The sequence below is a fragment of the Nesterenkonia aethiopica genome, assembly GCF_039534665.1.
GTDB classification, from domain to species: domain Bacteria; phylum Actinomycetota; class Actinomycetes; order Actinomycetales; family Micrococcaceae; genus Nesterenkonia; species Nesterenkonia aethiopica.
On the sequence record NZ_BAAAVT010000007.1, the window covers coordinates 130,792 to 151,176 of the forward strand.

The window sequence follows — 20,385 nt, forward strand, 5'->3', positions numbered from 1 at the left end:
CGATGAGCGTCAGGCGCGAGGGGTCACCTCACTCGCCGCGGCTCTTCTCGATGATCTCCTCGGCCACGGCCTTGGGAACCTCGGCATAGGAGTCGAACGACATGGTGAAGACCGCGCGGCCCTGAGTGCGCGAACGCAGCTCACCGATGTAGCCGAACATCTCCGACAGCGGCACCGCGGCCTTGACGACCTTGACACCGGAGGCGTCGTCCATGGACTGGATCTGACCACGGCGCGAGTTCAGGTCACCGATGACATCGCCCATGTACTCCTCGGGAGTACGGACCTCGACGGCCATCATGGGCTCGAGCAGCACCGGGTTGGCCCGCTTCACGCCCTCCTTGAACACCTGGGAGCCGGCCAGCTTGAAGGCCATCTCGGAGGAGTCGACGTCGTGGTAGGCACCATCGGTGAGCTCGGCCTTGACGCCGACCATCGGGTACCCGGCCAGCACGCCCAGCTGCATGGCGTCCTGGATGCCGGCGTCCACCGAGGGGATGTACTCACGCGGGATGCGACCACCGGTGACCTTGTTCTCGAACTCGTAGAGCTCGCCCTCGCTGGTGTCCAGCGGCTCGAAGTTGACGAGCACCTTCGCGAACTGACCGGAACCGCCCGTCTGCTTCTTGTGGGTGTACTCGACCTTCTCGACGCGCTTCTTGATCGTCTCGCGGTAGGCCACCTGCGGCTTGCCGACGTTGGCCTCGACCTTGAACTCGCGCTTCATGCGGTCCACGAAGACGTCCAGGTGGAGCTCGCCCATGCCGCCGATGACGGTCTGGCCGGTCTCGTCGTCGAGAGAGACGGTGAAGGTCGGGTCCTCCGCCACCAGCTTCTGGATGGCGGTCGACAGCTTCTCCTGGTCACCCTTGGACTTCGGCTCGATAGCCACGTTGATGACCGGCTCGGGGAAGGTCATCGACTCGAGCACGATCGGCTGCTCCGGGTTGCACAGGGTGTCACCCGTGGTGGTGTCCTTCAGACCGATCACCGCGTAGATGTGGCCGGCCTGCACCTCCTCCACCGGGTTCTCCTTGTTGGCGTGCATCTGGAACAGCTTGCCGATGCGCTCCTTCTTCCCCTTGGTGGAGTTGAGGATCTGCGCGCCGGAGGACAGCTGACCGGAGTACACCCGGATGAAGGTCAGGGTGCCGAAGAACGGGTGCGAGGCGATCTTGAACGCCAGCGCCGCGAACGGCTCGTCCTTGGACGGGCGGCGGGTGAGGATGGCCTCCTCGTCGCCCGGCTTGTGGCCCTCCATGGACTCGACGTCCGCCGGCGACGGCAGGTAGTCCACGACGGCGTCCAGCATCGGCTGCACGCCGCGGTTCTTGAACGCGGAGCCGCAGAAGACCGGGTAGGCCTCGCCCGCGACCGTGAGCTTGCGGATGCCGACCTTGAGCTCATCGATGCTGAGCTCCTCGCCCTCGAGGTACTTCTCCATGAGCTCCTCGTCGGCCTCGGCCACGGCCTCCACGAGCTGGTTGCGGTACTCCTCCGCGCGCTCCTGCAGGTCCTCGGGGATCTCACGGGTCTCGTACTCCGCACCCATGGTCACGTCACCCTTGGCGTCACCCGGCCACACCAGGGCCTTCATCTGGAGCAGGTCGATGACGCCGATGAAGTCGCTCTCGGCACCGATCGGCAGCTGCATGACCAGCGGCTTGGCACCCAGGCGCTCGACGATGGTGTCGACGGTGAAGTAGAAGTCCGCACCCAGCTTGTCCATCTTGTTGACGAAGCAGATGCGCGGCACGTTGTACTTGTCGGCCTGGCGCCACACGGTCTCGGACTGCGGCTCCACACCTTCCTTGCCGTCGAACACGGCGACGGCGCCGTCGAGCACGCGCAGGGAGCGCTCCACCTCGACGGTGAAGTCGACGTGGCCCGGAGTGTCGATGATGTTGATCTGGTTGTTCTCCCAGAAGCAGGTCACCGCGGCAGAGGTGATCGTGATGCCGCGCTCCTTCTCCTGCTCCATCCAGTCCGTCGTCGACGCGCCGTCGTGGGTCTCACCGATCTTGTGGTTGATGCCCGTGTAGAACAGGATGCGTTCGGTCGTGGTGGTCTTACCGGCATCGATGTGAGCCATGATGCCGATGTTGCGGACCTTCTTCAGGTCGGTGAGCACGTCTTGTGCCACGGTTGATCCCCTTGTCCTCTCAGGTCTCTCTCAAAAGGGTGGAGCCGCCGGCGGGGCCGCCGACTCCGTTCAGCCTACGCGGCCCGCCCGCACCGGTGAAGCCTCGTCCCGCAGGACGGCGGCCGACCGGGCACGGGCGGGATGCTCCGCGCAGACGCCCGCTCACCAGCGGTAGTGGGCGAAGGCCTTGTTGGACTCGGCCATCTTGTGCGTGTCCTCGCGGCGCTTCACAGCGGCGCCGAGGCCGTTGGAGGCGTCGAGGATCTCGTTCATGAGGCGCTCGGTCATCGTCTTCTCGCGGCGGTCCTTGGCATAGCCGACCAGCCAGCGCAGCGCCAGCGCGGTGGCGCGACCCGGCTTGACCTCGACGGGCACCTGGTAGGTGGCGCCGCCGACGCGGCGGGAGCGGACCTCGAGGGCCGGGCGGACGTTGTCCATGGCCTTCTTCAGGATGCCGACGGCGTCCTCGCCGGTCTTCTTGTGGACGCCCTCGAGGGCGCCGTAGACGATGCGCTCGGCGGTGGACTTCTTGCCGTCGACGAGCACCTTGTTGATCAGCTGGGTGACCAGCGGGGAGCCGTGGACGGGGTCCTGGACGAGCGGGCGCTTGGGTGCGGGTCCCTTACGAGGCATTACTTCTTCTCCTTCTTCGCACCGTAGCGGCTGCGGGCCTGGCCGCGACCCTTGACACCCTGGGTGTCGAGGGCGCCGCGGACGATCTTGTAGCGGACACCGGGGAGGTCCTTCACACGACCGCCGCGCACGAGCACGATCGAGTGCTCCTGCAGGTTGTGCCCCTCGCCGGGGATGTACGCGGTGACCTCGACGCCGCCGTTCAGGCGCACACGGGCGACCTTCCGGAGTGCGGAGTTCGGCTTCTTCGGGGTCGTGGTGTACACACGGGTGCAGACACCGCGACGCATCGGGCTGCCCTGCAGGGCAGGGGTCTTGTTCTTGGCAACCTTGGGAGTGCGCCCCTTGCGCACCAGCTGCTGAATAGTAGGCACTATGCGTTCTCCATACGTGGTTCGGGCTTGACGATCTGTGGACGGGCCGCAGACCGGTCGAGCTGAGGGATGCTCTGAAGATCCCGCGTGCGATCGGTTCTGACACGATCCGCGGGAAAAGCCCCTGGGCGTGCAAAAATGTGGCATTCGTTGCGCACCTTCCCCGCAACCCGGACCGAGTCCCTCTGCCACACAGAAACAATCGAGTCAACGATACCAGCTGCGGCGGATCCTGGCGAAACGGGGCGACCGGCGGGACCCTGCGCCCCTGCGGCACCCCGTCCGGCATGCAGCCGGTGAGCATCCGCCGCGGCCCATCACAGAGCATGGAGGGCACTTCCGCAGGCCTTCAGCGGACCGCTCCCCCACCCGTATCAGCCTCCTCGTCCGGCCTCTCCTCGTCCGGCATCTCCTTGCGCACCGCCTCCTCGTCGGACGCCGTACCTGACGCGGCGACCTCTGCCTGCGGCACGGCCACACCTGCCCACGCCTGCCGACGCAGCTCCCGACGCCGGCGGTCCCGCCGGACCAGCCACCCGACGCCGACACCAGCCACCACCAGCACGGGGATCCAGGGCACGAGCACCCCGGCCACCACCAGCACCCCGTCGGCGGTGCGCAGCAGCCCGTTCCAGCCGGACTGGAGACCGCCCACGAATCCGTCGGCGCGCACCGCGGCGACGCGTCCGTCGATGAGCTCGAGCCGCAGGGTCGACATCTCCACCTGATCCGCCAACGCATCCCGCTGTGACACCAGAGACTCCAGCTCCGCCTGACGGTCGCTCAGCGTGGTCTCCGCCGCGAGCAGCTCCTCGCTGGTCTCCGCCTGCTCCATGATCTCCAGGAGGCGATCCACCGAGATCTCCAGCGCCTCGATCCGGGCATCCAGATCGCGAGCAGTCCCGGTGACGTCCTGAGCGCGCTGACTCAGGTCATGGACGTCGCCGAGGCCCTCGAGGTCGTCCAGCAGCTCGGCGAGATCCTCGGCCGGCACTCGCAGCGTCAGAGTCGCCAGGCTGAGCCGACCGTCGTCGTCGGTGCTCTCCCGGCGTGCCTCCACATGACCGCCATACCGCTCGACCTGCTCGACGACGTCCGTCACCGCCTCGGCGACGTCGCGGACCTCCACCTCGGCGGAGGCTGTGGTGACCACCTCTCGATCCTCCGCGTCGGCGTCCGGGCGGGTGCGCTCCTGGCCCGGCGCCTCCGGCGCAGAGTCTTCGGCCGCCTCGTGATCCACGGCCCACTCCCCGCCTTCCGCCCCGTCCGCCTCGCCGTCACCGGCTCCGCATCCGGTCAGCAGGAGCACCGCCACCACCAGCGCGGCCACCGCTTGCAGCCCCCGCAGGACCGCTCCGCCGGCCCCGCGCGCCCTTCCCGTCGCCCTCATGATCCGCCCCTCCGCCGCCTGAACTTTGCAACTGTGAATCCATGATGACAGCAGCGACGGGCGAGGACAAGAGCCCGGGGGCCCTTCACCGACACCCTGCCCTGGCGGTCGACGCGTCTCAGACGCACGAGAGCCCGGACCCCTGGCAGGGTCCGGGCTCTCGAGTGCTCACCTCAGACTGTGGCAGCCCGCGGTGCGCGGAGGTCAGCGGAAGTCGACCTCAGTGTTGTAGTCATCCAACGGGATGGCGTGGAACTCTCCCTCACCCTCCGCGCCGGCGTAGTCGAAGCTGGAGCCGTAGAGGCTCGGCCCGGTGAACAGGTTCGCCTTGGCCTCCTCCGTGGGCTCCACCGCCGACTGCGTGTAGCGGTCCAGACCGGTGCCGGCCGGGATGAGCTTACCGATGATCACGTTCTCCTTCAGGCCCAGCAGCGGGTCGGACTTGCCCTCCATCGCCGCCTGGGTCAGGACACGGGTGGTCTCCTGGAAGGAAGCCGCCGACAGCCACGAGTCCGTGGCCAGCGAGGCCTTGGTGATGCCCATCAGCTCGTCACGACCGGAGGCCGGCTGGCGACCCTCGGCCACGGCCTTCCGGTTCTCCCGCTGGAAGCGGAACCGGTCGGTCAGCTCACCGGGCAGCAGGTCCGTGCCGCCGGACTCGATGACGGTGATGCGCCGCAGCATCTGCCGGACGATGACCTCCACGTGCTTGTCGTGGATGCCCACACCCTGGGACTGGTAGACGTCCTGGACCTCGGAGACCAGGAACTTCTGCGCAGCCCGCGGGCCGAGCACGCGGAGGACCTGCTTCGGGTCCACCGCACCGGCCACCAGCTGCTGGCCGACCTCGACGTGCTGGCCGTCCTCCACCAGCAGACGGGCACGACGCAGCACCGGGTAGGCCTGCTCCTCCGAACCGTCGTCCGGGGTGAGCACGAGGCGCAGCTGCTTGTCCGCATCCTCGAGACGCACACGGCCGGCGGTCTCGGCGATCGGCGCCACACCCTTGGGGGTGCGGGCCTCGAAGAGCTCCTGAATACGGGGCAGACCCTGGGTGATGTCGTCCGCCGACGCGATACCACCGGTGTGGAAGGTACGCATCGTCAGCTGCGTGCCGGGCTCACCGATGGACTGGGCCGCGATGATGCCCACGGCCTCACCGATGTCCACGGTCTTGCCCGTGGCCAGCGACCGGCCGTAGCACAGCGAGCAGGTGCCCACCGGCGACTCACAGGTCAGCACGGAGCGGACCTTGATCTCGGTCACGCCAGCCTCGAACAGCCGTGCGATGAGGACGTCGCCCACATCGGTGCCGCCCTCGGCGAGCACGGTGCCCTCGGCGTCCACGACGTCGACGGCGAGAGTCCGCGCGTAGGCGGAGTTCTCGACGGCCTCGTGGAGCTTCAGCTCGCCGTTCTCGTCGGCCACAGCGATCGGCACGGTCAGGCCGCGCGACGTGCCGCAGTCCTCCTCGCGGACGATGACGTCCTGGGAGACGTCCACCAGACGACGGGTCAGGTACCCGGAGTTCGCGGTCTTCAGCGCGGTGTCCGCCAGACCCTTACGGGCACCGTGGGTCGCGATGAAGTACTCGAGGACCGACAGGCCCTCTCGGTAGGAGGACTTGATGGGCCGCGGAATGATGTCACCGCGCGGGTTGGTCACCAGACCACGGATCCCGGCGATCTGCCGGACCTGGAGCCAGTTGCCTCGAGCACCCGAGGTCACCATCCGGTTGATGTTGTTGAGCTCGTCCATGCCCTTCTGCATGGCACCGGCCACCTCGTCGGTCGCCTTGGACCAGATCTCCACCAGCTCGGCGTGACGCTCGTCGTCGCCGATCAGACCCATGTCGTACTGCGACTGGACCTTGGCGGCCTGGTCCTCATAGGCGTCCATGATGGACTGCTTGTCCATGTCGGAGGTGATGTCCGAGATGGCCACCGTCACGCCCGAACGCGTCGACCAGTAGAAGCCGGCGTCCTTGAGGTTGTCCAGGGTGCGCGCCGTCGCCACGGTGGGGTACCGCTCGGCGAGGTCGTTGATCAGCGCGGAGAGCTGACCCTTGTCCGCGGCCGTGTCCTGCCAGGGATAGTCCGCCGGCAGCAGCTCGTTGAACTTCACCTTGCCCAGCGTGGTCCGGATGACGGCCCGCTGGCCCTGCTCCCAGCCCTCGGGAGCGGGAACAGCGGCCGAGGGGACGAAGTTCTCCACCGCGATGGACACCGGAGCGTTGAGGTGCAGCTCCTTCAGGTCGAAGGCCATCTGCGCCTCACCCACGGAGGCGAAGGCACGACCGGCGCCGACCTCGTCCTCCCGGACGGTGGTGAGGTGGTGCAGACCGATGATCATGTCCTGCGAGGGCAGGGCCACCGGGCGGCCGTCCGAGGGCTTCAGGATGTTGTTCGAGGACAGCATCAGGATGCGCGCCTCGGCCTGGGCCTCCGGGCTCAGCGGCAGGTGCACCGCCATCTGGTCGCCGTCGAAGTCCGCGTTGAACGCCGCACAGACCAGCGGGTGCAGCTGCAGGGCCTTGCCCTCCACCAGCTGCGGCTCGAAGGCCTGGATGCCCAGACGGTGCAGGGTGGGGGCACGGTTCAGCAGCACCGGGTGCTCGGTGATGATCTCTTCGAGCACGTCCCAGACCTGGGAGCGCTGACGCTCCACCATCCGCTTGGCGGACTTGATGTTCTGAGCGTGGTTGAGGTCCACCAGGCGCTTCATGACGAAGGGCTTGAACAGCTCCAACGCCATCTGCTTCGGCAGACCGCACTGGTGCAGCTGCAGCTGGGGGCCGACCACGATGACCGAACGGCCCGAGTAGTCCACGCGCTTGCCCAGCAGGTTCTGACGGAAGCGTCCCTGCTTGCCCTTGAGCATGTCGGACAGCGACTTCAGCGGACGGTTGCCCGGCCCGGTGACCGGACGACCGCGACGACCGTTGTCGAACAGCGAGTCCACAGCCTCCTGGAGCATGCGCTTCTCGTTGTTGACGATGATCTCCGGAGCACCCAGGTCCAGCAGACGCTTCAGACGGTTGTTGCGGTTGATCACCCGGCGGTACAGGTCGTTGAGGTCGGAGGTCGCGAAGCGGCCGCCGTCCAGCTGGACCATCGGACGGATCTCCGGCGGGATCACCGGCACGGCGTCGAGCACCATGCCCTCCGGCGAGTTGCCGGTGGACAGGAACGCGTTGAGGACCTTCAGACGCTTCAGGGCGCGGGTCTTGCGCTGGCCCTTGCCGGTGCTGATGGTCTCCCGCAGCTTCTCGGCCTCGGCGTCCATGTCGAAGGTCGCCAGACGCTTCTGGATCGCCTCGGCGCCCATGAAGCCCTCGAAGTACTGGCCGTAGCGGGCCCGCAGCTCGCGGAACAGCGCCTCGTCGCCCTCCAGGTCCGAGACCTTGAGGTTCTTGAAGCGGTCCCAGACCCTCTCCAGCTGCTCGATCTCGGCGTCGGCGCGCTTGCGGATCTGCGCCATCTGCTTGTCGGCGGCGTCGCGGGCCTTCTTCTTCTCCGCGGCCTTGGCACCCTCGCCCTCCAGGCGCTCGAGGTCGTCCTCCAGGTCCTTCGCGACGGCGGCGATGTCCGCGTCGCGCTGGTCCGCCAGGTGCTTGACCTCCTGGTCGTACTCGGCCTGCAGGTTCGGCAGGTCCTCGTGACGACGGTCCTCGTCCACGGAGGTGATCATGTAGGCCGCGAAGTAGATGACCTTCTCCAGGTCCTTCGGAGCCAGGTCCAGCAGGTAGCCCAGACGCGAGGGCACACCCTTGAAGTACCAGATGTGGGTCACCGGGGCGGCGAGCTGGATGTGGCCCATCCGCTCACGACGCACCTTGGCACGGGTCACCTCGACGCCGCAGCGCTCACAGATGATGCCCTTGAAGCGCACCCGCTTGTACTTCCCGCAGTAGCACTCCCAGTCCCGCGACGGTCCGAAGATCTTCTCGCAGAAGAGTCCGTCCTTCTCCGGCTTCAGGGTGCGGTAGTTGATGGTCTCCGGCTTCTTGACCTCACCGTGGGACCAGCTGCGGATGTCGTCACCGGTGGCCAGCGCGATGCGCATGGTGCCGAATGAGGATTCGTTGGACATAGTCCTGTGTCTCTCTTTTCTCTCTCAAGATTCGTGACGCGATGACTGCCGTCGCCGACTGCTCTCAGCCGGCGACGGCGCGGGTGAGGCTCAGACCTCTTCGACCGAGCTGGGCTCCGCACGGGAGAGGTCGATGCCCAGCTCCTCGGCGGCGCTGAACCCGGACTCCTCCGCGTCACGCATCTCGATCGCGCTGCCGTCGGCGGAGAGGACCTCCACGTTCAGGCAGAGCGACTGCATCTCCTTGATCAGGACCTTGAACGACTCCGGAACACCGGGCTCCGGAATGTTCTCGCCCTTGACGATGGCCTCGTAGACCTTCACACGGCCGTGGATGTCATCCGACTTGATGGTCAGCAGCTCCTGCAGGGTGTAGGCCGAGCCGTACGCCTCCAGGGCCCAGACCTCCATCTCGCCGAAGCGCTGACCGCCGAACTGCGCCTTACCACCGAGCGGCTGCTGGGTGATCATCGAGTAGGGACCGGTCGAGCGGGCGTGGATCTTGTCGTCGACCAGGTGGTGCAGCTTCAGGATGTACATGTAGCCGACCGAGATCCCGTCCGGGAACGGCTCGCCGGAGCGGCCGTCGAACAGCTGGGCCTTGCCGTCGGGCCCGACCAGCCGCTCACCGTCGCGGGTGGTGTTGGTCGAAGCGAGGATGCCGGTGAGCTCGTCCGCCTCGGCACCGTCGAACACCGGAGTGGCGACCTTGGTCGGCCCGGTCTCGCGCGGCAGGTTCGGCAGGTTCTTCAGCCACTCGGGCTCGCCCTCGATGGTCCAACCCTGCTTCGCGGCCCAGCCCAGGTGCAGCTCCATGACCTGACCGATGTTCATACGACCGGGCACACCCAGCGGGTTGAGCACGACGTCGACCGGGGTCCCGTCGGCCAGGAACGGCATGTCCTCGACTGGCAGGATCTTGGAGATCACACCCTTGTTGCCGTGACGGCCGGCGAGCTTGTCGCCGTCGGTGATCTTGCGCTTCTGGGCCACGTAGACGCGCACCAGCTGGTTCACGCCCGGAGGCAGCTCGTCGCCGTCCTCCGCGTCGAAGATGCGCACACCGATCACGGTGCCGGACTCGCCGTGGGGCACCTTCAGGGAGGTGTCACGGACCTCGCGGGACTTCTCGCCGAAGATGGCGCGCAGCAGGCGCTCCTCCGGGGTCAGCTCCGTCTCACCCTTCGGGGTCACACGGCCGACCAGGATGTCCCCGGCCTCGACCTCGGCACCGATGTGGATGATGCCGCGCTCGTCCAGCTGGGAGAGCATCTCGTCCGAGACGTTCGGGATGTCCCGGGTGATCTCCTCCGCGCCCAGCTTGGTGTCGCGCGCGTCCACCTCGTGCTCCTCGATGTGGATCGAGGTCAGGACGTCGTCCTGCACCAGGCGCTGCGACAGGATGATCGCGTCCTCGAAGTTGTGGCCCTCCCAGGACATGAACGCGACCAGCAGGTTCTTGCCCAGGGCGATCTCGCCGTACTCCGTGGACGGACCGTCGGCGATGATCGACTGCCGCTCCACCCGGTCGCCCTCGGAAACCCGGACACGCTGGTTGTAGGTGTTGCCCTGGTTCGAGCGCTCGAACTTCATGATCGGGTAGTGCGTCATGGTGCCGTCGTCATTCATGACGGAGACCAGGTCCGCCGCGACCTTGGTGACCACGCCGGCCTGCTCGGCGGTCACGGAGTCGCCGGCGTCGACTGCGACGTACTTCTCCATGCCCGTGCCGACCACCGGGGACTCGGACTCCAGCAGCGGCACCGCCTGGCGCTGCATGTTGGCACCCATGAGCGCGCGGTTGGCGTCGTCGTGCTCCAGGAACGGGATCAGGGCGGTCGCCACCGACACCATCTGGCGCGGAGAGACGTCCATGTAGTCGATGTCCTCGGCGCCGACCAGCACCGGCTCGCCCTCACCACCGCGCTGACGGCACAGGACCTGCTCCTCAACGAAGGAGCCGTCCTCAGTCAGCGGCGCGTTGGCCTGAGCGATCTGGGCCGCCAGCTCGTCATCGGCGGTCAGGTACTCGATCTCCTCGGTGACCTTGCCGTCGACGACCTTGCGGTACGGCGTCTCGATGAAGCCGAAGCGGTTGATACGCCCATAGGTCGCCAGCGAGCCGATCAGACCGATGTTCGGACCTTCAGGGGTCTCGATCGGGCACATGCGGCCGTAGTGCGACGGGTGGACGTCACGGACCTCCATGCCCGCGCGGTCACGGGACAGACCGCCCGGGCCCAGCGCGTTCAGACGCCGCTTGTGCGTCAGACCGGCCAGCGGGTTGTTCTGGTCCATGAACTGCGAGAGCTGCGAGGTGCCGAAGAACTCCTTGATGGAGGCCACCACGGGACGGATGTTGATCAGCGTCTGCGGGGTAATCGCCTCCACGTCCTGGGTGGTCATGCGCTCACGCACCACCCGCTCCATGCGAGACAGGCCCGTGCGGACCTGGTTCTCGATCAGCTCGCCCACCGCACGGATGCGACGGTTGCCGAAGTGGTCGATGTCATCGATCTGCACGGGCAGGTCGATCTGCTCGCCGTCGCGCAGACCCTTGATGGTCTCGCGGCCGGCGTGCACCGCGCACAGGTAGTGGATCATCGCCACGATGTCCTGCTCGGTGAGCACCGAGGCGTCGGCGTCGGCGAAGTCCTTGTCCACGCCCAGCTTGCGGTTGAGCTTGTAGCGGCCCACCTTCGCGAGGTCGTAGCGCTTCGGAGTGAAGTACAGGCCCTTGAGCAGGCCCTCGGCGGCTTCGACCGTCGGCGGCTCTCCCGGACGCAGCTTGCGGTAGATGTCCAGCAGCGCGTCGTCCTGGGTCTCGAAGGTGTCCTTCTCCAGGGTGGCGCGGATGGAGTCGTAGTCGCCGAACTCCTCGATGATGCGGGACTCGGTCCAGCCCAGCGCCTTCAGCAGTGCGGTGACCGGCTGCTTGCGCTTGCGGTCCAGACGCACGCCGACCTGGTCGCGCTTGTCGATCTCCAGCTCGAACCACGCGCCGCGGGACGGGATGATCTTCGCGGTGAAGATGTCCTTGTCGCTGGTCTTGTCCGGGGTGCGCTCGAAGTAGGCGCCCGGGGAACGGACCAGCTGCGAGACGACGACGCGCTCGGTGCCGTTGATGATGAACGTGCCGCGGTCGGTCATCAGCGGGAAGTCGCCCATGAACACCGTCTGCTGCTTGATCTCGCCGGTGTTGTGGTTCATGAACTCGGCCTTGACGTACAGCGGAGCCGCGTAGGTGGTGTCGCGCTCCTTGCACTCGGCCATCGGCATCTTCGGGTCGGCGAATTCCGGCTCGGAGAAGCTCAGGGACATGGTGCCCTGGAAGTCCTCGATGGGGGACATCTCTTCGAAGATGTCCGCCAGGCCCGAGGTGTCGGAGACGCCCTTGATGCCCTTCTGGCGGGCCTCCTCCACGCGGGCGGCCCAGCGATCGTTGCCCACCAGGCGGTCGAAGGAGTCGATCTGCAGAGCCAGAAGCTCCGGGACATCGAGGGGTTCGTGGATCTTTGCGAATGAGAGTCGGCCGGCGTATTCAGCGGTACGGGCCGAGGCAGCGGTTTGAATTGAGGTGCTCGAGGCGACCAAGAGGGATCCTTCCACAGACCTTCGTAGCTTCCTTGGCACGCTTCCCCGTCCCCGCGCACGCGGACGGTGTCTGGCCGATCCGACGCCGGGCAGACGTCAGGCGGTCCAGCTGTGAGGAGGAGACGATGCAGGTGCCCACCGCTATTTGAAGGCACGCGCATAGAGGGGAGGCGCAAAAGTACAGCATAAACGACGAGTACGCAGACGCGCAACGCCGCGTCGTGGAGATCACACGCACCGGCGGTGTCGATGAGAGGCGGACGTCCGACGCCGAACCGGCGGGACTGAGTTCCGAGGCAAGATTCTAGCACCGGCGCCGCGGTCACGCATGCGCCGCGCGCGGGCGCGGCGGGGCTCAGTGAGGTGACGGCGGCACCGCCTCAGGGCCGGAGCCGCTCCAGATGCCGGGCCATCACCGCGGCCATGTCCACGCGCGGATCCAGCAGCCACTGGGCCTGGAGGCCGTCGGCCAGCGCGACGAGCTCCAGGGCCGTCTCCTCCGGATCCAGCTCCGGATGCACGTCCCTCTGGAGCTGAGCGGCGCGCACGGCGCGGGCGAGCCCGGCCAGCACGCGCTGCTGGCGCGTACGGAAGTACTCATGGGCGGGATGCCCGGAGTCCGCCGCCTCCGCCTGCAGCCGCGTATAGAGGTGGATCAGACCCGGCACCTCGGCATTGCGCCGGAGGATCTCCACGAAGCGCCCCAGCTCCAGGGGTGCGGCGGCCAGATCGGGCCCGCCCGGCGCCGACCCGTCCGGCGCGCTCCGGCGCGGCGCGGGGTCGCCCGCCGCGACGGCGGCGTCGACCTCGTCCCGAGCGCGCAGCACCTCGATGAAGAGCTCCTCCTTCGTGCCGAAGTGATGCAGCAGCCCCGCCTGGCTCAGCCCGACGGCATCGGCCAGTTCCCGCACGGAAGCGCTGGAGTAGCCGCTGCGGGCGATGACCTCCAAAGCGGTGCGCAGGATCTCTCGGCGCCTGGCCAGGCCTTTGGCATAGGACCCTCGTCTCCCCATGGCGGCGATTCTACGGCCCCGTCCGCCGACGCTTGCCGCACGAAAACCGAGTGGCGTACAGTTTTGGACAGTGAGGCGGACCACATCAACTCCGGGTCGTCCGTCCACCTCTCCCATCTCCGCTCCGGAAGGACCCCTCATGACCACACCCGCCACACCTTCCTCCCTCGGCACCGACAGCTCCCCCGACCTCTTCGCCGATGCCGAGCCCCGCGACGTCGTCGCCCGCCTGAGCCTGGAGCAGAAGGCCGAGCTGGTCACGGGCGCCACCTTCTGGACCACCGCCGCCGTCGAGGAGGCCGGGATCCCGGCGATCATGGTCACCGACGGCCCCCACGGACTCCGCAAGCAGGGCGGAGCCGCCGACCATCTGGGCCTGGAGCAGAGCGTCCCCGCCACCTGCTTCCCGCCCGCGGTGGCCCTGGGCTCCGCCTTCGACACCGACCTGGCCGAACGCGTCGGCGCCGCCATCGGCGCCGAGGCCCGCGCCGAAGGGGTCGGCGTCGTGCTGGGCCCGGGCCTGAACATCAAGCGCTCCCCGCTGTGCGGCCGCAGCTTCGAATACTTCTCCGAGGACCCCCTGGTCTCCGGCGAGCTCGCCGCCGCCGTCACCCGAGGCATCCAGTCCCGCGGCGTGGGCGCATGCCTGAAGCACTTCGCGGCGAACAACCAGGAGCATGACCGCATGCGCGTCTCCAGCGACGTGGACGCCCGCCCCCTGCGGGAGATCTATCTGCGCGGCTTCGAACGGGCGGTCGCCTCCGCCCGCCCGTGGACGGTGATGAGCGCCTACAACAGGATCAACGGCGTCTCGGCCTCCGAGGACCCCTGGCTGCTCACGGAAGTGCTGCGCGACCAGTGGGGCTTCGACGGCCTGGTGATCTCCGACTGGTTCGCCGTCGGCGACCGAGTCGAGGCGCTGCGAGCTGGACTGGACCTGGAGATGCCGACCACCGGAGGCGCCAGCCAGGAGCAGGTCATCGCCGCGGTGCAGGAGGGCGACCTCGACGAGGCGGCCCTGGACCGCTGCGCGGCGCGCGTGGTGGAGCTGGTGCAGAAGGTCCAGGCCGGGGCCCGCACGCCGGCGGTGGACGTCGACGTCCAGGCACACCACGCGCTGGCCCGCGAGGCCGCCGCACGCTCCGCCGTGCTGCTGAAGAACGACGACGAGATCCTGCCGCTGGATGCCTGCGCCTCCGTGGCGGTCATCGGCGAGTTCGCCCGCACTCCGCGCTACCAGGGCGCCGGCAGCTCACAGATCAACCCGACCCGGGTGGACGACGCGCTGACCGCCATCACTGCGGCGTCCCGGGCCGAGGTCCGGTTCGCCCCGGGCTTCCCCCTGGAAGGCGCCGAGGAGACCGCCTCCGGGACGGCCCAGTCCCTGCGCGCCGAGGCGGCGGAGGCCGCCGGCGCTGTCGACGTCGCCGTCGTCTTCCTGGGACTGCCCGCCGCCGACGAGTCCGAAGGCTTCGACCGGGAGCACCTCGACCTGCCCGCCGAGCAGCTGAACCTGCTCGAGGCCGTTGTGGAGGCCAACCCCCGCACCGTGGTGGTGCTCTCCCACGGCGGCGTCGTGGCGCTGCCCTTCGCCCAGACGGTGCCGGCGATCCTGGAGGGCTGGCTGCTCGGCCAGGCCGGCGGATCCGCCACCGCCGATCTGCTCTACGGGACGGCCAATCCCTCAGGACGGCTCACCGAGACCATCCCGCTGCGGCTGGCCGACTCTCCCGCCTACCTGGACTTCCCCGGCGAGCACGGGCACGTCCGCTACGGGGAAGGAGTCTTCGTGGGCTACCGCTGGTACGACGCCCGTGACCTCGAGGTGGCCTTCCCGTTCGGCCACGGCCTGAGCTATACGCGCTTCGAGCACACCGACCTGGACGTCTCGGTCAAGGCGGACGAGCTGCGCGTCCGGGCGACGATCACCAACACCGGCGAGCGCGACGGGCACGAGGTGGTCCAGGTCTATGTGGGCCGCCCCGGCTCCACGGTGGCTCGGGCCCCGCGTGAGCTCAAGGCCTTCACCACCGTGGCCCTGCAGGCCGGAGCATCCCAGATCGTGGAGCTGCGCGTGCCGCGCCAGGACCTGGCCCACTGGGACCGCCGTCTGGACCGATGGGTGGTGGAGGGCGGCGAGCACGTCGTCGCCGTCGGCGCGTCCTCCCGCGATCTGCGCCAGGAGACGAGGGTGGAGGTGCCTGGCGACGAGGTGGCCGTCCCACTGACCCGGGAGTCCACACTCGGCGACGCCCTGGCCCACCCACTCACCGGTCCGCTGGTGCGCGAAGCGGTGCAGGAGGCGGCCCAGTCCGGCGGAGGCGGCGACGTCTTCAGCGCCGAGGGCCTGATGCGGATGTTGGAGTCCTTCCCTCTGGGACGGCTCGGCGGATTCTCCACCAGCGGGATGGACCAGGAGTGGGTCGACGGGCTGATCGCGCGCACCCGGCGGGGCTGAACCGGCTGGGCCGGGAGACGGCGGGCACTCCGTCCGAGCCCCTCCGTCCCCGTCCGGTTCGTCCGTCCCTCCGGAATACCCTGGTGTGAAGTCTCAGGACACTCCGGAATACCCTGGGGACAGACGGATCCGGCGGGGACGGGCCGGGCCCCCTCGAGGGGGCGGACGCCCAGACTTCAGACGATGCGGCGCTGCTCGGCCCAGCGAGTCAGCTCATGCCGAGAGGACAGCTGCAGCTTGCGCAGCACCTTGGAGACGTGGGACTCCACCGTCTTGACGGAGATGAACAGGTCCGAGGCGATCTCCCGGTAGGTGTAGCCCCGCGCGATGAGCCGCATGACCTCCACCTCCCGGGCGGAGAGCAGATCCAGCTCCTCGTCCCGGACGTCCTGGGCCACCGAGGAGGTGCCGAAGGCGTCCAGCACAAACCCGGCCAGCCGTGGGGAGAAGACCGCGTCTCCCCCGGCGACGGCCGCGACCGCGTCGACCAGGTCGTCCGAGCTGATGGTCTTGGTGACGTACCCGCGGGCGCCGGCGCGGATGACCGAAACCACGTCCTCGGCCTGGTCCGAGACGCTGATCGCCAGGAACCGCACGTCCTCCAGCAGGTCACGGCAGCCCGCCACCACCTCCGCTCCCCCGCCGCCGGTCCCACCCGGCAGGTGTACGTCCAGCAGCACCACCTCAGGCAGGTGCTCGCGCACCGCCAGCACCGCGGAGTCGACGTCGTGGGCCTCCCCGACGACGGCGACCCGACCGTCCAGCTCGGCGCGCAACCCGGCGCGGAAGATGGCGTGGTCGTCCACGATCACCACCCGATGCAGCTCAGTCATGGCCGTTCTCCTCCTCGACGGCGGCGTCGACCGGCATGAACAGCTGCACCTCGGTGCCTCGGCCGTTCGAACGGATGCGAGCCTCGCCGCCGGCCCGACGCATCCTGCCGATGATGGACTCCCGGACTCCGAGGCGGTCCTCCTCGATCCCCTCGAGGTCGAACCCTGGGCCCCGGTCACGGACGAAGACCGCGTCCTGGGCGGCGTCGGACTCCACATACACCGACGCCGGCCCGGCGTGCTTCAGGGCGTTGACGATCGCCTCCCGGACTGCGGCCACCAGCACACGGTGGTCCTGACGCCGGGACTCGCCGACGGCGACGACCTCCACCGTGCCGTCATGCATCTCCTCCAGTTCGGCGGCGGCCGCGGTGAGCTGGTCCTTCAGCGTGCCGGACTCGTGCTCCTGCTGGCGGTACAACCAGCCTCGCAGCTGCCGCTCCTGGCTGCGGGCGAGCCGCTCCACGGCCGCGGGGTCGTGACGCTGCTTCTGGATCATCGCCAGCGTCTGCAGCACCGAGTCGTGCAGGTGGGCGGCGATGTCCGCCCGCTCGGCCTCCGCGGCCGCGCGGGCCCGTTCAGTGGTGGCGGTGCGGTACAGGCGGATCAGCCACGGGGCGATCACCAGGGCGATCCCGGCCAGCAGCATCATGGCCACGATGAGTCCCAGCAGCAGGTCCCCGCCCGGTACGAAGCCGCCGGCGATGACCAGCAGCGCGACCACCACGAGCCCTGCCCCACCGGCGATCTGCCACAGCGTGGTGTGGTCGGCGCCGCCACGGCCGGTCTTGTCGACCTGGGACCAGGCCAGGAGGATCCCGACCAGGATCACCGCGGGCGGCCCGAAGAGCCGCCAGTTCATCTCGACCCCGGCCAGGGACAGCGCCAGCAGGGCGGCCGCACCGAGCAGCAGGCCGCCCAGCAGCACCTCCGGCGAGCTGGTCAACGAGTCCAGGACCCGGCGGATGCGTTCCCCCGGGTCGGCGGCTCCCTGGGTCCCGTCACGCGCCGCGCCGTCGGACGCGGGCTCCGCACCGGGCGGCCCTTCGCCGTCCACCGCCGGGCCGGAGAGACCGCGCACCCCGGCGGTGGCCTCCGGCTCGTCCTCCGACGGCACGAAGATCCACAGCCAGCAGTACAGGAGGATCCCTACGCCTCCCGCGATGGCCAGGCCGATCATCACCGCGCGGACCACCGGCAGGGACACTCCGAGGTGCCGGGAGACGCCCAGGCACACGCCGGCCACGGGGGTGCCGGTGCCCCGGCGCAGCGGGGGCCGTTCGGTGTCCGTGACCATGGTTCCATCCTGCCACGGCGGGAGACCCTGAGACCCGTCGTCGCCCGGAATTCCGGGCTTCTGAGGGAAGGATCAGGGTCGGATCAGGGTGGACCCCCATAGCGGAGACCCCCGGGGGCGGAGGAAGCTGGAGGCATGGATGACTCGACCACTCCCCACGATGAGGGCGCCCGGCCACGGCCGGAGGCGCCGGACCCCCGGCCTGAGGCCGGCCACCAGTTCTTCGACTGGATCCGCTCCACCGGCCTGACCCGTCCGGACACCGGGTGGGCCGGCGGCGTCATGGCGCTGCTGGCGCAGAAGCTCCGCTGGGACGCCACCCTGGTGCGTGGCCTCGGCGTCGTGGCCCTCGTGCTGTTCTTCTCCCCGGTGATCCTGCTCTACGGCCTGGCGTGGATCCTGATCCCGGACTCGAAGGGCCGGATCCCGACGCAGCAGGCGCTGCGCGGAGACTTCACCGGCGGGCTCGTCGGCGGCGCCGCCCTGGCGGTCATCGGCGCGCTCAACGTCTTCACCCCGCTGAGCCTGGCCGGGCCGTTCGCGATCCTGCTGAACCTGGTGATCATCGGTGTGGTCGCCTGGGTGGTCTACACCCTGATGCGTCGGCACACCGCGGAGGACGGCGGCCCGCACTGCGCCCCGGCGGGCTCCTCGTCCGGGCCGGGCGGATACGGAGACGACGCCGCGTTCCGCCGTGAGGCGCAGCGGGAGGCGGACCGGGAGGCCCGCCGGGAGACTCGCCGGGCCTCCCGTCACGCCCGTCATGAGGCGCGCCGCGCCGCGCGGGCGGCCTCCGCGCAGGTGAAGGAGGACGACGCCCAGGGAAAAGCGCAGGCCGGGAGCTCATCATCCGTCCGTGATGACGGGCGCCCGGCCTGGTACCCGAAAGAGACGGCCTCCGACGCCGACAGCGGCTCCGGAGGCGGTCCGGGCAGCACCTCCGGCGCCGCCGGGACGTCCGCCCCCCGCAGTCCGCACCAGGACGCGCCTGCCGGCGCCGCCGTGGCCTGGGACCCCCGAGTCCTGGAAGAGGCCCGGCGTCGGCGCATGATCGCCTTCGGTCTGTTGCTGGCCGCAGCCTCCGGCGTGCTGGCCGCGATGTGGGTCCTGGGCGTCTCCGGCACCTCCGCGGTGCTGGCCGGACTGGTGGGCCTGGTCTCCGTGCTGGCTCTGCTACACCTGCTGGGGGCACTGCGCGGCAGGCGCGGGCACGGCTTCCTGCTGACGGTGGCCACCGTGGCGATGCTGCTGACCTTCTTCGTCCACCAGAATCCCGGCAGCGCACCCTCTGTGAGCGGCTCGAACGTGGCGTTCGGCAGCTACACCAGCGACGCCGAGTCGCTGAACTCAGCTTTCGCGAACACCACCATGGACCTGCGCCACCTCGCCGGACGTGGCGAGCCTGGCGTCACCGAGGTGGTCCACGCCGAGCTGAACTCCGCCTTCGCCCGCACCACCGTGGTCATCCCCGACGACTCCACGCTGATCGTCCAGTCCCGTCAGGCGCTGGGTCGGCTCGACATCCATACCCAGGACGAGCAGCGCAGCTCCCGCGGAGCCGAGGTCACCGAGCACCGGATCGGTGACGAGGATGCGGATCTGCAGATCCTGCTGACGGCCAACACCGCCTTCAACAGCGTGGAGATCTACGACGCGACCACCTATGCGGAGCAGGTCGAAGGTGACATCGGCGGGCAGCACGACGACAGCGACGCCGCCGGAGCCGGTGCAGGTGCCGGAGCTGGTGCAGGTGCCGGTGCCGGAGACCTGACCGATGCGGCGGCGTTCGAGACCTATCCCGTCCCGGGCGGCGTGACGCAGGCCGAGACCGCCGCAGACCTGGAAGGAGCCGACCGATGATCCACGACCACGACGAGCCCCGCACCACTTCCCCCGACCGCCGCGCGTCCCCAGAGCCTCCTGACTCCCCTGACTCCCCGCAGTCCGCCGGATCACCGGCCGACTCACCGACGGGCGCCGCATCCTCTGCCGCGTCCCCGACCCGACCGACCATCCCCCTGCCGCCGGAGCCCGAGGACGTCGACGCCCTGCTGGCCGACTCCCTGAGGGCCCAGAGCGAGCAGGAGTTCACCTGGAAGGAGCCCGAGCGTCGCCCCCGCTGGTACGAGCGGGCCGAGATGCAGCAGGCGGCCTCCGCCGAGTCTCCCTCCGCCCCGGCCGCTGCGGCCGCACCCGGGAAGTCCCCCGGACGCCGGCGCGGCCGACCCCGGATCGGGCAGGCGGTCTTCGCCCTGATCTGCCTGATGCTGGCACTGTGGGTGTTGGCCGCCGTGGTGCTCAACGTCATGATCGACCCGCTGATGGTGGCCCTGGGCATCTGCGCGGTGGCCGGACTGGCCCTGGTCGTCGGAGGCCTGCGCCCCCGTCCCGGCGTCAGGCTCTGAACCGGGCCATGGTTCGGAGCGCTCGCGGAGACGTCCCGGCCTGCGATCCTTGACAGCCCGCGAAGCGTCCGGCCTACCCTCAGAGCCCGCCGATGCCATGGAGTGACATGGGGTGAGCGGGGTGAGCGTCGCCGTCGAACGCAGGGAGCGCAT

The 20,385-nt window shown here is 69.1% G+C and carries 12 protein-coding genes; 3 read left to right on the forward strand and 9 right to left on the reverse strand.

Annotated features, from left to right (window positions below; all coding sequences use genetic code 11):
- Positions 1-28: 28 nt before the first annotated feature.
- From fusA to ABD658_RS06940, 7 genes are all read right to left on the reverse strand, one after another.
- A complete protein-coding gene (gene fusA / locus ABD658_RS06910) occupies positions 29-2,143 on the reverse strand; it encodes an elongation factor G (protein WP_070161796.1) in 2,115 nt (704 codons plus the stop codon).
- A gap of 162 nt (positions 2,144-2,305) precedes the next feature.
- Positions 2,306-2,776, reverse strand: a complete 471-nt coding sequence (gene rpsG, locus ABD658_RS06915) for a 30S ribosomal protein S7 (RefSeq protein WP_070161799.1) — start codon at positions 2,774-2,776, stop codon at positions 2,306-2,308.
- Entirely contained in the window at positions 2,776-3,150 is a 375-nt protein-coding gene (rpsL, locus tag ABD658_RS06920) for a 30S ribosomal protein S12 (RefSeq protein ID WP_070161800.1), read from the reverse strand. The genes rpsG and rpsL overlap by 1 nt, the downstream gene beginning before the upstream one ends.
- Before the next feature lie 349 nt (positions 3,151-3,499).
- Positions 3,500-4,540: a DUF4349 domain-containing protein gene (locus ABD658_RS06925; RefSeq protein WP_344684348.1), complete on the reverse strand. Its 1,041-nt coding sequence runs from the start codon at positions 4,538-4,540 to the stop codon at positions 3,500-3,502.
- 204 nt (positions 4,541-4,744) lie between these two features.
- A complete protein-coding gene (locus ABD658_RS06930; RefSeq protein ID WP_344684349.1) occupies positions 4,745-8,632 on the reverse strand; it encodes a DNA-directed RNA polymerase subunit beta' in 3,888 nt (1,295 codons plus the stop codon).
- Between the two features lie 90 nt (positions 8,633-8,722).
- On the reverse strand, positions 8,723-12,226 hold the full coding sequence (gene rpoB, locus ABD658_RS06935; RefSeq protein ID WP_425574494.1) for a DNA-directed RNA polymerase subunit beta: 3,504 nt from the start codon (positions 12,224-12,226) through the stop codon (positions 8,723-8,725).
- Between the two features lie 380 nt (positions 12,227-12,606).
- Entirely contained in the window at positions 12,607-13,239 is a 633-nt protein-coding gene (locus ABD658_RS06940; protein WP_344744151.1) for a TetR/AcrR family transcriptional regulator, read from the reverse strand.
- Between the two features lie 139 nt (positions 13,240-13,378).
- On the opposite strand from ABD658_RS06940, the gene ABD658_RS06945 reads away from it, so the two are divergent.
- Positions 13,379-15,697, forward strand: coding sequence for a glycoside hydrolase family 3 C-terminal domain-containing protein (locus ABD658_RS06945; RefSeq protein ID WP_344684351.1), 2,319 nt, complete (start codon positions 13,379-13,381; stop codon positions 15,695-15,697).
- Between the two features lie 176 nt (positions 15,698-15,873).
- On the opposite strand, the gene ABD658_RS06950 is transcribed toward ABD658_RS06945, so the two are convergent.
- A complete protein-coding gene (locus ABD658_RS06950) occupies positions 15,874-16,530 on the reverse strand; it encodes a LuxR C-terminal-related transcriptional regulator (RefSeq protein WP_311024512.1) in 657 nt (218 codons plus the stop codon).
- Complete coding sequence (locus ABD658_RS06955) at positions 16,523-17,827, reverse strand: ATP-binding protein (protein ID WP_344684352.1); 1,305 nt, start codon at positions 17,825-17,827, stop codon at positions 16,523-16,525. The genes ABD658_RS06950 and ABD658_RS06955 overlap by 8 nt, the downstream gene beginning before the upstream one ends.
- Before the next feature lie 135 nt (positions 17,828-17,962).
- Here ABD658_RS06955 and ABD658_RS06960 point away from each other — a divergent pair, with 135 nt between their 5' ends.
- Together ABD658_RS06960 and ABD658_RS06965 are read left to right on the forward strand one after the other, a co-directional pair.
- Positions 17,963-19,687: a PspC domain-containing protein gene (locus ABD658_RS06960; RefSeq protein ID WP_344684353.1), complete on the forward strand. Its 1,725-nt coding sequence runs from the start codon at positions 17,963-17,965 to the stop codon at positions 19,685-19,687.
- Entirely contained in the window at positions 19,684-20,232 is a 549-nt protein-coding gene (locus ABD658_RS06965) for a hypothetical protein (RefSeq protein WP_344684354.1), read from the forward strand. Before ABD658_RS06960 ends, ABD658_RS06965 begins: the two co-directional genes overlap by 4 nt.
- Positions 20,233-20,385 lie beyond the last annotated feature (153 nt).